The 12928-nt window shown below is 68.3% G+C and carries 10 protein-coding genes; 3 read left to right on the forward strand and 7 right to left on the reverse strand.

Features of this window, described 5'->3' with window-relative positions:
- Nucleotides 1-113: 113 nt before the first annotated feature.
- Nucleotides 114-545: an EamA family transporter gene (locus tag AC1RR5_RS20860; RefSeq protein WP_492924622.1), complete on the forward strand. Its 432-nt coding sequence runs from the start codon at nucleotides 114-116 to the stop codon at nucleotides 543-545.
- A gap of 348 nt (nucleotides 546-893) precedes the next feature.
- Complete coding sequence (locus AC1RR5_RS20865) at nucleotides 894-1745, forward strand: phosphatase PAP2 family protein (RefSeq protein WP_492924624.1); 852 nt, start codon at nucleotides 894-896, stop codon at nucleotides 1743-1745.
- On the opposite strand, the gene AC1RR5_RS20870 is transcribed toward AC1RR5_RS20865, so the two are convergent.
- From AC1RR5_RS20870 to AC1RR5_RS20895, 6 genes are all read right to left on the reverse strand, one after another.
- On the reverse strand, nucleotides 1652-4795 hold the full coding sequence (locus tag AC1RR5_RS20870; RefSeq protein WP_492924626.1) for an efflux RND transporter permease subunit: 3144 nt from the start codon (nucleotides 4793-4795) through the stop codon (nucleotides 1652-1654). The genes AC1RR5_RS20865 and AC1RR5_RS20870 overlap by 94 nt on opposite strands.
- Nucleotides 4796-4798: 3 nt before the next feature.
- The gene (locus AC1RR5_RS20875) at nucleotides 4799-5698 is read right to left on the reverse strand and encodes a hypothetical protein (RefSeq protein ID WP_492924628.1); all 900 of its coding nucleotides are present in this window, start codon (nucleotides 5696-5698) and stop codon (nucleotides 4799-4801) included.
- Nucleotides 5695-7044, reverse strand: a complete 1350-nt coding sequence (locus tag AC1RR5_RS20880) for a TolC family protein (protein WP_492924630.1) — start codon at nucleotides 7042-7044, stop codon at nucleotides 5695-5697. Before AC1RR5_RS20880 ends, AC1RR5_RS20875 begins: the two co-directional genes overlap by 4 nt.
- A 90-nt stretch (nucleotides 7045-7134) precedes the next feature.
- Nucleotides 7135-8454 carry a sensor histidine kinase gene (locus AC1RR5_RS20885; RefSeq protein ID WP_492924632.1) on the reverse strand — a complete coding sequence of 440 codons (1320 nt, stop codon included), beginning with the start codon at nucleotides 8452-8454 and terminating at the stop codon, nucleotides 7135-7137.
- Nucleotides 8455-9132 (reverse strand): winged helix-turn-helix domain-containing protein, encoded by a 678-nt coding sequence (locus AC1RR5_RS20890; protein ID WP_492924634.1) that lies wholly within the window; start codon nucleotides 9130-9132, stop codon nucleotides 8455-8457.
- A gap of 4 nt (nucleotides 9133-9136) precedes the next feature.
- The gene (locus AC1RR5_RS20895) at nucleotides 9137-9463 is read right to left on the reverse strand and encodes a PepSY domain-containing protein (protein WP_492924636.1); all 327 of its coding nucleotides are present in this window, start codon (nucleotides 9461-9463) and stop codon (nucleotides 9137-9139) included.
- Between the two features lie 204 nt (nucleotides 9464-9667).
- Between AC1RR5_RS20895 and AC1RR5_RS20900 the strand changes: the two genes are divergently transcribed.
- Nucleotides 9668-11806: a TonB-dependent receptor domain-containing protein gene (locus tag AC1RR5_RS20900; protein WP_492924638.1), complete on the forward strand. Its 2139-nt coding sequence runs from the start codon at nucleotides 9668-9670 to the stop codon at nucleotides 11804-11806.
- Here the strand turns inward: AC1RR5_RS20900 and AC1RR5_RS20905 are convergent.
- Nucleotides 11698-12912 (reverse strand): glycosyltransferase, encoded by a 1215-nt coding sequence (locus AC1RR5_RS20905; protein ID WP_492924640.1) that lies wholly within the window; start codon nucleotides 12910-12912, stop codon nucleotides 11698-11700. The genes AC1RR5_RS20900 and AC1RR5_RS20905 overlap by 109 nt on opposite strands.
- Nucleotides 12913-12928 lie beyond the last annotated feature (16 nt).

Genomic DNA, 12928 nt, shown 5'->3' on the forward strand with positions numbered 1-12928 from the left:
CGCAACAATCATTGATTATTCCCAATGAACATTGGCAATTCCCAATGTTCGTTTCTTCGTGGCGACCTAGGCTGGGTGGCGATTAAGTTGGCGCCTCGCTTGAAGGGCCGCGCATGGGAAAGACCACCTGGCTGGGCTGGGCCCTAGGATCGGCGGCGTTTGCGGCCCTCACCGCCGTCTTCGCCAAGCTGGGCGTCACACAGGTCAGTTCCGATCTGGCGACCTTCATCCGCACGATCGTCATCCTGGTGACCCTCGCCGGTTTCCTGACCTTAACCCATCAGTGGCAGCCGCCCGGACTGATCAGCCATCGGGCTTGGCTGTTCCTCACCCTTTCGGGCTTGGCGACCGGCGCCTCGTGGCTCTGCTATTTCAGGGCGTTGAAGGTCGGGGACGCAGCCAGGGTCGCGCCCGTTGACAAACTCAGTGTGGTCCTCGTGGCGGTGTTTAGCGCAGCCTTCCTGGGCGAGCGGCTTTCAGCCGCCAATTGGGTCGGCGTCACCCTGGTCGGAGTTGGCGTCCTGCTGCTGACGGTGAAGGCGTAAGCCTCCTCCCGACGAGCCGTCGTCCCGGTCGACCGTGGCGACGAGGGCGTCGCCGACCCAGACCTCCACCGCCGAAGCGCTGGAGTGCTCTCGCAGGAGATTGAGGGCATGAGGACGATATTCGTTCTGCGGCAGCACCTGGAGATCGACCCGGGTGGGGGCCTCTTCTTTCGTGCGGCAAATGAAGGTGAAAGTGTCCATCGGGCGCTCTTGCCCGACGCTAGCAGACCGGAAGTTTTCCGCTTCTATACAAATTGCCAACGTTGCGAAGGGATCGTCGACAACCTCCTCAAGAGGTCTAGTTGAGGCGTTCGAACGCCCCTTTCGGGCCGTCATCGAGCCCAACTCATGAAATCCCTTCTCCCTGAAGACGCCAAGGCTCGCTGGAGAGCCGCGGCCGTCGTGACTAGCGTGCTACTGATCCTCTACGTCCTGAAGCTCGGGGCGGATGTCGTCAGTCAGCGACCCGTCGTCCTGGCCGATGTCGCCGGCGCCGATCGGCTCTATGACCTTCGTACGCCCTGGCTGGACCGACTGATGATGGCCGCCTCAGCCCTCGGGGACGGCAGCCCGCGGACGGCGGTCACCGTTCTGATTACCGCCTATCTGCTGTGGCGCCGCCGTTGGCGCTGGGCGCTGGCCTTCGCGCTGATGATGATCTGCGCGGCCGTAACCACGCCGCTTCTCAAAGCCGCCTTTCACGTCCGGCGGCCGTCGATCCTCTATGAGGGCGTGGACGCCTACAGTTTCCCGAGCGGCCACGCAACCTCCGCAGCGGCGCTCTATCTGATGCTCGCCTGGATGGCGTCTCGAGGACCGCTCGCCCATTGGCGCCCAGCAATCTGGGGGCTCGCTGTGATGGCGATCCTCGTCACCGCCGTCTCGCGGGTCTATCTGGGCGCCCACTGGCCTTCGGACGTCATCGCCGGCATGGCGTTAGGCGCGGCCCTGGCGTGCTTAGCGATCGCCGTGGCCGCCGGCGCTCCGCGTGCGCTGATCCCCATGCGACCCAAGCTGGACGGCCCCGCCTTCGTCATCGCGATCCTGCTGGTCGCCATGATCCTGGGCCCCAAGGCGATGACGAAGGCCGCGCAGCTCTATTCGCCCTATTTGCGCGATGGACCGACGCCGCGCGCGGCGGCGACGCCGACCGTCCCGCCGGCCGATGCCGGCGCGCCCGTCACCGGGAGTCGACCGTAACGCCAGATCAGGCTGGGCAGCACGACCAGGCTGGCGATGGTCGAGGTGAACAGGCCGCCGAGGATGACGATCGCCATCGGTCCCTGAATCTCGCGGCCGGCCTGGCCAGTCTGGATGGCCAGCGGCAGGACGCCCAGCGCCGTCACCAGGGCGGTCATCAGGATCGGCGTCACCCGCTCGCGCGTCGCCCGCGCGATTGCGCCCAGCGACCAGGCTTCGCCCTCGACCAGCACCAGATAGTCCAGGTGCGAGACCAGCAGGATCGCGTTACGGGCGGCCACTCCGAACAGGGTGACGAAACCGACCAGCGAGCCCAGTGACAGGCTGGCGCCGGTGACGGCCACGGCCACGACCCCGCCGACCAACGCAAACGGCGCAGACGCCAGGATCAGCCCGACCGACCGGCCGCTGCGGAAGGTGATCAGCAGCACCGCGATCACGCCGATCAGGGCGATGGCGACGTTGAACAGCAACTGGCGCCCGGCGCTCGCCGCGCCTTGCGCCGTACCGCTGTAGTCGAGGTAGACGCCCGGCGGCAGCTTGACCGTCCGGGCGATGGCGTCCTGCACGGCCTTGGTCACCTTCTGGGCGTCCCTGGGCCCGGGATTGGCCGTCACCACCTGGCGCGGCCGGCCGCCCTCGTGGGCGATGCTGGTCCGGCCCTCGGTCAGCCAGACCTTGGCGATGTCCTTCAGCGCCACCACCTGGCCGCCCTGGGCCCGGATCAGCAGGTCGCCGACGGCTTCGGGATCCTGGCGGACCTCCGGCGGCGTGGTGACGGCGATGTCGAGAGCCCGGCTCTCCTGGTAGACCTGGGCCGCCACCGCGCCCTGATAGGCCGTCTGGATCGCGTCCAGCACCTCGGCTGAAGCCAGGCCATAGCGGGCCAGAGCCGGTAGATTCAGATCGACGCGGACGACCGGCGTGCTGGGGGGGATCTGGATCTTCACGTCGATCGCGCCGGGGACCTTCTCCATCACCGCGGCGATTTCGGCGGCGGCCTTGTCCAGCGTTTCGAGGTCGGCGCCATAGATGCCCACGGCCAGGGAGGCCGTCTCGCCTGAGAGCGACTCGCCGATGCGATCGCCTAAGAAGGTCAGCACCTCGGTCTCCAAGCCAGGATAGCTGTCGAGGACCTTGTGGATCTCCCTTTGGACCCGATCCTGGTCCTTGCCTGACAGCTTGGGCTTCAGCTCGACGTGGAACTCGCTGCGCTCGGTCCCGAAAGCGTCTTCGCCCCCGGACGCGCGGCCGATCTGCTGCTCGACGCTCTGGATGCCGTCGAGGGCCAGGAGGTCGCGGGTGATCCCCTCCCCGTACTTGCGCATGACGGTGAGCGAGGTCCCCGGCGGACCGGCGACGCCGAGCACGAAGTGGCCTTCGCGGAAGTTGGGCAGCAGCTCGGAATTAAACAGCAGGAAGCCTGCGCCGGTGAGCGCCGCTGCGGCCACCACCCCGATCACCGCCAGGCCCGGACGACCGCTGGCGCGGACCAGGACCCCTTCGTGCCAGACCTTAGCGCGTTCCAGCGCCCTGGGCTCTTCGGGAACATGGGCGGCGCCCAGCAGCAGCAGGGCCAGCGGTGGGGTCACCACCACGGCCACGGCCAGCGACGCGGCCGTCGCCAGGATGAAGGCCGCCGCCAGGGGCGAGAAGAACGCGCCCTGCAAGCCGCCCAGCATCAGGACCGGAGCCAGGACCAACGCCACCACGACCGTGGCGTAGATCACCGGCGCGCGCACCTCAAGCGAGGCGCCGAGCACCACCTCTACTGCTGGCCGATCGCCGCGTTCGCGCAGGCGGCGGACGATATTTTCGACATCGATGACCGCGTCATCGACCACCACGCCCAGCGCCACGGCCAGGCCGCCTAAGGTCATGGTGTTGATCGTCCAGCCCAGGGCGTCCAGCACGATCACCGCCGTCAGCAGCGACAGCGGGATCGAGATGAACGACACCAGCACCGCGCGCAGATTGCGCATGAACAGCAGCAGGACCAGCGCGATCAGCACCGCGCCGATCACCAGGTCCTCGATGATGCCGCCCAGGGCGGCGGAGATGAAGTTGGCCGGCCGGTGCAGGTCGGCGAACACCTTGACGCCCTGGCTGTCGAGCGCTGGCTTCAGCTCTTCCATCGCCGCCTCGACGGCGTGGGTCGCGTCCAGGGTATTGGCGCCATACTGGCTGGACAGGCTGATCAGCACGCCGGGCTTGCCCATAATCACCGCCTCGCCGACATCGGGCGCGGGGGCGTCGACCACGTCGGCGACGTCGCTGACGCGGACGGGAGCCCCTCCGGCGGAGCTCGGAATGGGCGCCGTGCCGATATCGGCGGGCGTGAGCGCCTGGCCGCGCGCGTCGATCAGGATGCGCTGCTCTGGCGTGTCGATGAAGCCGCCGCCGCTGACCCCCGTCGCCGCCTTGACGGCGGTGACGAGGTCGGAGAGCGACAAGTCGCGGGCCGCCAGATCGTCGGGCCGAGCGCGGACCTCGTACCGGCGGACCTCACCGCCATAGACGGTGGCGCGGGCGACACCGGCGGCGGCCAGCAGCCGGGGACGCACCGTCCACTGGACGAGGTCGCGAACTGCCATGGGGCTGAGGTGATCGGAAGTGAAGCCGATCTTCAGGAGATCCATCGTCGAGGAGGTGAGCGGCGTGACCTTTGGCGTGGCGACGCCGGCGGGGAGGTTGCCAGTCACTTCGCCAAGCGCCTCGGCAACGACCTGACGCGCGCGGTACGGATCGGCCCCTTCGTTGAAGATCACTTTGATCGAGGACAACCCCTGCTGGGACTCCGATCGCACGGTCTCCACGCCCGAGGCTCCGTTGACCGCCTGCTCGACCGGCCGGGTGACCAGTTGCTCGACCTGTTGGGCGGTTAGGCCTGGGGCCTCTGTCTGAATCTCGGCTTGCGCCGGCACAAACTCCGGGAAGACGTCGAACTTGGCCTGGGACAGGACCACGCCGCCGTAGATCAGCAGCAGGATCGCGCCGAGTGCGACGAGGCGAGGCCGTTCCAGGCACCAGCGGACAATGGCGCTGAGCATGGATCAGTCTCCGCCCTTGGGGGCGTTCTCAGCCGCGAAGATTGCGGCCGCGCCGGACATCACCACCGGCTCGCCCGGCTTCGCGCCGCCAGCGGCGAACAGGCCGTCAGATTGGGGCGCGACGCCGCTCAGAACCCGGCGCTCGAAATGGGTCGGGTCCTGCCGGACGTAGATGAAGACCTTGCCCTGGGCGCGCATCACCGCCGAGCGTGGCGCGAGTATGCCGGCTGTTCTCACTGATCCGCTGAGCGCGGCCGGCGCCGTGAGGCCCGCCGCCAGCCGGCCAGCGGCCGGGCCGCGCACCACGCCGATCAGGCCGCCCGACTGCAGGCGGGTGTCGGCCGTACGCGCCGAGCCCAGCAAGGTCACGACGGGACGCTCGCCGCCGCTGAGTTCCAGCTGGACGCTGCGAACAGTGGCCGCACCAGCCGGCGCGTCGATGCGCACGAGCGCCGCGCGACCGGCCGCGAGATCGGCCAGTATCCGGGCTCGGGGTCCATCAGCCGCGAAAGCGGAGCCCCACTCCAGTCCGACCCGGCGGCGCAACAGGACCAGCTTGGCCGCGTCCGCGCTGGCCACGGCCTGGGCGGCTTGCGCGGTCTTGAGAGAGATGGTGGCGTCGGCGGCGGCCAGGGCCTTGGTCCGGGCGGCCTCGGCGGCCGAGGCGCGGGCGGCGGCCTGGGCGGCCAGCAGGTCGCTATCCAGCGTCGCCAGCGGTACGGGGTCCAGCACGCGGGCGAAGCCGTTGGTCGTACCGGCGTAGCGCGCCGCCGCCAGCGGAGCGACGGTGACGCCCAGGCGCTTCTGGGTCGCCGCATCCAGTTCGACGCCTGCGAAAGCGTGGCCGGCGAAGGCGACCGCCATCAGGGCCGCCAGGGCGCCGGTTTTCGCGCCAGACTTCATTGTCCGTCTCCTAGAGTGCGGGACGTGGTTTCGAGCAGGGTGAGTTCGGCCGGATCGAAGGGCGTGCGCAGGGCGTCCTCCAGATCGACCCCAGCCAGGGCCTGGCCCTTGCGGGCGTCGAGCAAGGTGAGCCGCGCCTCCAGGGCAAAGGCCCGCGCGCCCAGGTCGTCGACGCGATCGGCGGCGCCGGCCTTCAGGCTGCGGGCGATCGCCGCCGCCAAGGCGTCGGCGTTGGGGATGTCGCGCGTCTGAACCTGGGTCGCAGCGCTTCGAGCCGTCGCCAAGGCCGCGTCGGCGGTGTCGATGGCCGATAGCGTGGCGGCCTGAACGGCTTCCAGCGAGCGTCCGGCCTCGGCGCGCTTGGCCTCGGCCTGGGCGATGGCGGCGCGGTTCAGGTCCTGCGGCGGCAAGGTCAGGGCCAGGTTGAACGGTAGCTTGGCGACGCCGTGATCGTAGGTGTAGCCGGGCCCGATGCGGACTTCCGGATACTGCTTGGCGGTCTCCAGCCGCAGGGCGCTTTCGGCCAGATCGTAGTCGACCACCGCCCGCAGGACGTCGCGCCGGGTCAGGGCGGCGGTCCGTGTAGCGGCCGGGACATCCAGGCTGGCCGGCGTCGCCAACGGAGCCAAGCGCAGGTCAAGCACGGCCGAGACCGGCAGGCCCAAGGCGCCAGCCAAAGCTGCGTCGGCGGCGGCGCGACGGCCCTGGGCGTCGGTCACCCGGCGGCGGGCCGTCTCCAGTTCGCCCCGTGCGGTCAGCGCCAGGCTACGGTCGTCCTCACCGGCGGCGACACGCTGGTCCAGGCGATCGGCGCGGGCTTGGCGGACGACTTCAACCTCGCGAGCCTGGGCGATCTCCTCATCGGCGAAGGCCCGTTCGGTCCGCGCCTTGGCCAGCGCCGTGCGGACGGTCCAGACCGCCTCGCCGTAGTCGTAGAGCAGTTGGACAGCCGCGAGGTCGGCGGCGCTGATCCGCGCCTTGCGACGGCCGCCGATGTCCAGCGGGATGTCGGAGACGGCGCCATACAGCCACTGGTGGGGCTCGGATTTGGCGAACTCGGCCGTCAGGGTCAGGCTGGCCGGCGGCGGCACGTGCGAGACCTTGGCTGCCGCGCGGGCGGTCCGATACTTGGCCGCCGCCTCGGCGACGGACGGATTATTGCGCAGCGCCTCGGCCAGCAGCTCGGCCCCGGTCCAGGCATGGCCATCGGCCGGCGCAGACAGGCGCGCCGCCGCGCGATGATCCGGATAGGCCTCCAGCCGCACGGGCGCCGGCGCGTAGGCCACGCAGGCCGACAGGCTCAGACCGACCATGACCGTGGCGAGCGGCTTCAGAGAGGTGCTCATCCGGATCTCCTCGATCCTTTCGACTTAGACTGCGCCGCTTGACGGTCGCATGGCTGCAAGATTGCGAATTCCCAATCTGGCCGCGACGCTTCAGCGCGGGAAAACCACCTGGGCCCGCAGACCAGGTTCGGCGTCGCTGAGCTTCACCGCGGCCTCGTGCAGCTTGGCGACGGCGGCGACCAGGGCCAAGCCCAGACCGTTGCCCGGGTCAGAGCGGCTGCGCTCGAGGCGGTAGAAGCGGTCGAACAGCCGCGCGTGCTCACCGGCCGGGACACCGGGACCATTGTCGACGACCCACAGCACGGGCGCGCGGTCGGTCAGACCGACCCCGACCCGGACCCACGCCCCCTCCCCCGTATGGCGCAGCGCGTTCTCGATCAGATTGACCAACATCTGGGTCAGCAGTTCGGTGTCGCCTTCGATGACCGGATCGTCGCCAGGCTCCAGCAACAGGGACTGACCCGCCTCCTCGGCCGACGGCGCGAAGGCGTCGACGACGGTGGCGGCCAGTTCACGTAAGCGCACCTGCCGAAACCCCGCCCGCCGCGCGCCGCCCTCGATCTGGGCGATGCGCAGCAGGGCCGCGAAGGTCTCCAGGATGGAGTCGAGATCGTGCAGCGCCCCGTCGATGGCCTCGCCCTGCTCGGCCGGCGCGGCCTGGGCCGCTTCCAGGCGCTGGCGCAGGCGGGTCAGGGGCGTGCGCAGGTCGTGGGCCACGTCGTTGGAGACCTGGCGCAGGCTCTCCATCAGCGCGCCGATGCGGTCCAGCATGCGGTTGAAGGTGTGAGCCAGCCGGTCGATGTCGTCGGTGGAGCCGCGCGCCGGCACGCGCCGGTTCAGGTCCCCGTCGATGATCGCCTCGGCCGTGCCCGATATGGCCGAGAGGCGGTGGTGAACGTCGCGGCTGAAGGCCAAGCCCCCCGCCACGCCGAGGATCATCACCCCGGCCAGGGCGCCGGCGAAGCCGCGCAGGACGACGGTGTCCAGCGCCTCAATGCGCTCCTCGTCGTCGCCCACAAGCAGCTGGTAGCCGCCCGGGAGATTGGTGGTCAGCACGCGCATCGGCTCGTCTTTGTCATCGCGCTGGCGCGCGCGGATCGTCGACCAGCCGGCCTCGTCCGACACCTTCGAGAAGCGACCGGCCAGCGAGCGGCCGTCCGGACCGATCAGACCGTAGTCGAGCGCGCCCGGCGTGCGGTCCCGCTCGCGCACCGCTTGGACGACGCCGTCCAGGCCCTCAGTGGAAAACTCCTGGGTCAGGGCGGCGGACTCCGACCGGATGCGGGCGTCGAACTGCTCCGACAGCGCCGCGCGGGTGCTGTAGAGCGTCAGCGCGCCCAACAGCACCACCGAAAGCGCGAAGCCCAGCGTGTAGAGGACCGCCAGACGCAGGCTTGTCGAGCGCAGCACCTAGTCGGGCTCGCGCAGGCAGTAGCCGGCGCCGCGCACCGTATGGATCAGCTCCTGGGCATGGCCCCGATCGACCTTACCGCGCAGCCGGCTCATGTGGGTCTCGACGATGTTGGTCTTGGGGTCGAAGTGGAACTCCCAGATGCTCTCCAGCAGCATGGTGCGCGTGACCACCCTTCCTGCGTTGCGCATCAGATATTCCAGCAGCTGGAACTCGCGCGGCTGCAGGTCGATGCGCTGGCCCGCGCGAGTGACCGAGCGCCGGAGCAGATCGAGACGCAGGTCGGCCACCTGCAGGGCCGAGACCATCTCCTGAGGCGGCGGGCGGCGGGCCAGGGCGTTCACCCGGGCCAGGAATTCGGCGAAGGCGAACGGCTTGACCAGATAGTCGTCGCCGCCCGCCTCCAGGCCTTCCACGCGATCGTCGATGCCGCCCAGCGCCGTCAGCAGGAGCACGGGCGTCTTGACGCCGGCCGAGCGGATAGTGCGCAGGATGCCCAGGCCATCCAGCTGGGGCAGCATGCGATCGAGCACGATGACGTCATAGGGTTCGCCGACGGCCAGCATCAGGCCCTCACGGCCGTTGGCCGCATGGTCCATGGTGTGACCGGCTTCCGACAAGGCGCGCCGCAGATAGGCCGCCGCTTCCTTGTCGTCCTCGACCAGCAGAATCTTCATGCCGTCATCGTGCTCCGCGGGACCTCTGGTCCTTATCGTTGTCGAGGCCGTTCTCGAGGACCTTGCCATCGGCGGCGTCGACACCGACTTCGTACGTTTTGCCGTCCTTGCCGACGAGATCGAACGTATAGCGCAAGCCGCTGCCGCCCTTCTCCTTCTCCAGCTCGCGATCCTTGATCACGCCCGGACGGGCCTTCAGGGCGATGGCTTCGGCGTCGTGCATCGAGACCTTGGCGGACTTGGCCAGCTCGTGACCGGAGAAGGTCTTGGCCGTCTGCGCCAGGACCGGCGTGGCCACGATCAGAGCCGCAGCGATGATCAGCGTCTTCATGGGCGACTTCCCTTTCCATGGAGATCCTCAACGGATCCCGACTGACGCCCACGATGCGCCGGCTCGTCTTCGCCCACGATGGCCGCGACATTACCGATTCCCAATCGCCTGGCGGCGAGATTGGGAATTATCAATCTGGCCGCCATAGGCTGGGAAGACGCCACCGCCGATACCCGCCGCAGTTGGGCTGGGCGGGATGACGGCATGCGCAAGACCTTGATGGCGGCCCTGGCGGCCAGCTGCGCCCCCGGCGCGCCAGCGCTGGCTCAGCTGGCCCCACCCCCGGCTGTCTCCAGCGTGGTGATCACCGCCCAGAAGCCAGCGGTGAATACCGCCATCGACCGTCGGACCTATTCGGTGGCGCACGATCTACAGGCGACCGCCGGCTCGGTCGGTGACGTGCTGCGCAACCTCCCTTCCGTCGAGGTTGACGTGCTGGGCAACCTCTCCTTGCGCGGCGACAGCAACGTCCAGGTGCTGATCGACGGAAAACCCTCGACCATGATGTCGGCGGCTAATCGCGGGGCGATCCTGCAGCAGATGCCGGCCGACTCGATCGAGTCGATCGAGGTGATCACCAACCCGTCGGCCCAGTTCAAGCCGGACGGGTCGTCGGGGATCATCAACATCGTCACCAAGAAGAACCGCCGCGCTGGCCGCGCGGGCACGGCCCAGGCCAGCCTCGGAACGGAGGGCCGTTACAATCTCGGCGCCACGGCCGCCTACAGGTCCGGCGCGCTGAACCTCTTCGGCTCGGCCTCGCTGCGCCACGAGACCCGCAAGCGCACGACCATTGACCACCGCCTGCGCCGCGACGCTGTCGCCGGCGGAGTCGCAGCCAGCGACCAGACCGTGGTCAGCACCCAGCAGCGGGACTCCAAGATCGGCTCAGTCGGCTTCGACTACGATCTCGACGCCAAGAGCCGGATCAACGGCGCGGTCAGCTACAACCGCCGCGCCGAGACCCTGACGATCGGTGAGCGCAACCGGGCGGCCGATCCCCACGGCGCGGTGCTGAAAGATTACGACCGCCTGGGCGCGGGACGCGGCCACGAGACCAGCACCCAGATCTCGGCCGGCTATCGCCGCGCCCTGGCCAATGACGGTGAGTTCACGCTCGACCTGCAGCGGGGCGAAACCAAGGAGGACCGCCGCCGGACCTATGTCAGCCGTTTTTGCAGCCCCCTGGGCCCAGACCTTCGCGAGGCGCTGATCCCCCGCGCCGACGAGATCACCAACGAACTCTCCGCCGAATATTCCGGCGCCCTGCCCGGCAAAGCCAAGCTGAAGCTCGGGTACGACCTGCAGCGCGACGATGACGACTACGACAACTACGGCGGCACGATCGTCGGCGACCTGCCCATAGCCGATCCGTCCCAGACCAACCGCTTCCTCTACAAGCGCACAGTGCATGCCCTCTACGGGACCTACGAGCGACCGCTCGGCGACTGGACCCTGCTGGCCGGCCTCCGGCTGGAGCAGACGCTGATTGACACCAACCAGCTCACCAGCGCTTTGAAGAACAGCAGCGATTACTTCCGCGGCTATCCGACCCTGCACCTGGAGAAGGACCTGGGCGAGGATCGCAAGCTGCGTCTCAGCTACAGCAAGCGGGTGGCCCGTCCCGAGCCCGAGGACCTCAACCCCTATTTCGTGGTCATCGACGCCTTTAGCGCCCGAGCCGGCAATCCGAACCTGATGCCGCAAGAGACGCATGCGTTCGAGATCGGCTATGAAACCCGCACCCATGGCGCGACCCTGGCGGCCACGGCCTATGCCCGCCGCAGCCTGAACGGCATGACCGATGTCAGCCGCTATATCAGCTCGACCGTTTTGCTGATCACCAAGGAAAACCTGGGCAAGAGCACCTCCGGCGGCGTCGAGCTGTCGGCCAACGGCAAGGTCGTCGGCGCGGTGAGCTACAATCTCAGCAGCAACATCTTCTACAACCAGATAGACGCGGCCAATCTGGGCTTTGCCGCCAAGCGCTCGGCGGTCGGCTACACCGGCAAGGCCAGTGTCGACTATGCGGCGACGCCCAAGGACTTCCTCCAGGTCAGCGCCAGCTATAGCGGCAAGCGCCTGACGGCCCAGGGCCACCGCCGTCCCAGCAGCAGCGTCAATCTGGGTTACCGGCGCAAGTTGACGAGCGACCTGTCCGCTGTCCTCACGGTTTCGGACCTCTTCAACCAGCAGCGCGACCGCACGGTGATCGACACCCCGGCCCTAAGCGATCAGTTCGAGCGCCGCCAGCTGGGCCGCACGGCGTTCGTCAGTCTGTCCTGGAAATTCGGAGCCGGCGGCAAGGCCAAGGACACCGGCTTCGAATACGGCGCGCCCTGACGAAGCCGCGACAGGACGCGGAGATAGGCCTCGGACGCGTCCTCGATCGTGAAGCGCCGAGCTTGCGCGAGGCTCAGGTGCTCGTCTTGCGAAGACGGTCGCGCCTTTGCGATCGCTTCGGCCAGCGCCTTCTCGTCGCCGATCGGGACCAGTTGGCCCATCGCACTATGGCCCAGTAGGGTCGACATGCTGCGACTGCAATCGGTGGCGACGATGGGAAGTCCAGCGGCCAGCGCTTCAAGAATGACCGCGGGCACGCCCTCATAGTTCGAGGACAGGAGCAGGACGTCGAACGAGAGCAAAAGTCTAGCCGGCTCCGGCACATAGCCCCGGAACGTCACCTGCCCTTCAAGCCCGAGCCCTCGCGCAAGGACCGCCAGTTTCTCGCGCTCAGGTCCTTCCCCGATCACTGTCAGCGTGTCGCCTTCCCGTGTGCCGCGCCTGAACGCCCGCAGCATCAAGGCGATATTCTTCTGCGGTGTGAGGCGGCCCACGCAGACGAACCGCCGGCCCGGGCCTTGGCGCCGATCGCACCTCGCTTCGGCCCGCAGCCTTTCGATCAGCGGCCTGGACAAGGCGGGGTCCGGGATGATCGTGATCCTATCGGCGGATATGCCCAGGCCTTCGCGGATCTCGTCGGCCATCGGCGCCTCCATGCCAATGAAATGATCGAGATAGCGTCCCTGGACCTTGAGCCATTGACGGTACAGGAACCGAAACCACCCCGGTTTGTCGTGACGATCCAGATCGTTGCTGATCTTCACCAGAACGGGCGGGCAATCGCGCCCTAGCCAGAATTTGAGCGCCACGGCCACGACGGCATAGGTGTTTCCCGCGCAGAACAGGACGTCGGGACGGACACGGCGCACGACCGTGGGCAGCACCCAGATCAACCAGAGCATCTCGATCTTCGCTATGCTTGAACCGGCATAGGGCGGCAGAACGAAGTCCAGGCCCGCGCCGACATCCTCACGCATGTCGCCGTCGGTTCGCCCAAGAAATAGAGGCGCGTCGACGCCCAGAGCGCGCCACTGCCGCACCAGCCGCAAAGCGATGCGCTCGACGCCGCCGGGCTCGAAACTGTGCAGGAAGGTCAGGACGCGCACGGGATCTCCAGGTTCG

Source organism: Caulobacter sp. GW821-FHT11E11, assembly GCF_058808315.1.

What these genes read in the sequence shown, in the direction of transcription:
- AC1RR5_RS20860 (WP_492924622.1), top strand. Translation starts at nt 114, where the DNA reads ATGGGAAAGACCACCTGGCTGGGCTGGGCCCTAGGATCGGCGGCGTTT.
- AC1RR5_RS20865 (WP_492924624.1), top strand. Translation starts at nt 894, where the DNA reads ATGAAATCCCTTCTCCCTGAAGACGCCAAGGCTCGCTGGAGAGCCGCG.
- AC1RR5_RS20870 (WP_492924626.1), bottom strand. Translation starts at nt 4,795, where the DNA reads ATGCTCAGCGCCATTGTCCGCTGGTGCCTGGAACGGCCTCGCCTCGTC.
- AC1RR5_RS20875 (WP_492924628.1), bottom strand. Translation starts at nt 5,698, where the DNA reads ATGAAGTCTGGCGCGAAAACCGGCGCCCTGGCGGCCCTGATGGCGGTC.
- AC1RR5_RS20880 (WP_492924630.1), bottom strand. Translation starts at nt 7,044, where the DNA reads ATGAGCACCTCTCTGAAGCCGCTCGCCACGGTCATGGTCGGTCTGAGC.
- AC1RR5_RS20890 (WP_492924634.1), bottom strand. Translation starts at nt 9,132, where the DNA reads ATGAAGATTCTGCTGGTCGAGGACGACAAGGAAGCGGCGGCCTATCTG.
- AC1RR5_RS20895 (WP_492924636.1), bottom strand. Translation starts at nt 9,463, where the DNA reads ATGAAGACGCTGATCATCGCTGCGGCTCTGATCGTGGCCACGCCGGTC.
- AC1RR5_RS20900 (WP_492924638.1), top strand. Translation starts at nt 9,668, where the DNA reads ATGCGCAAGACCTTGATGGCGGCCCTGGCGGCCAGCTGCGCCCCCGGC.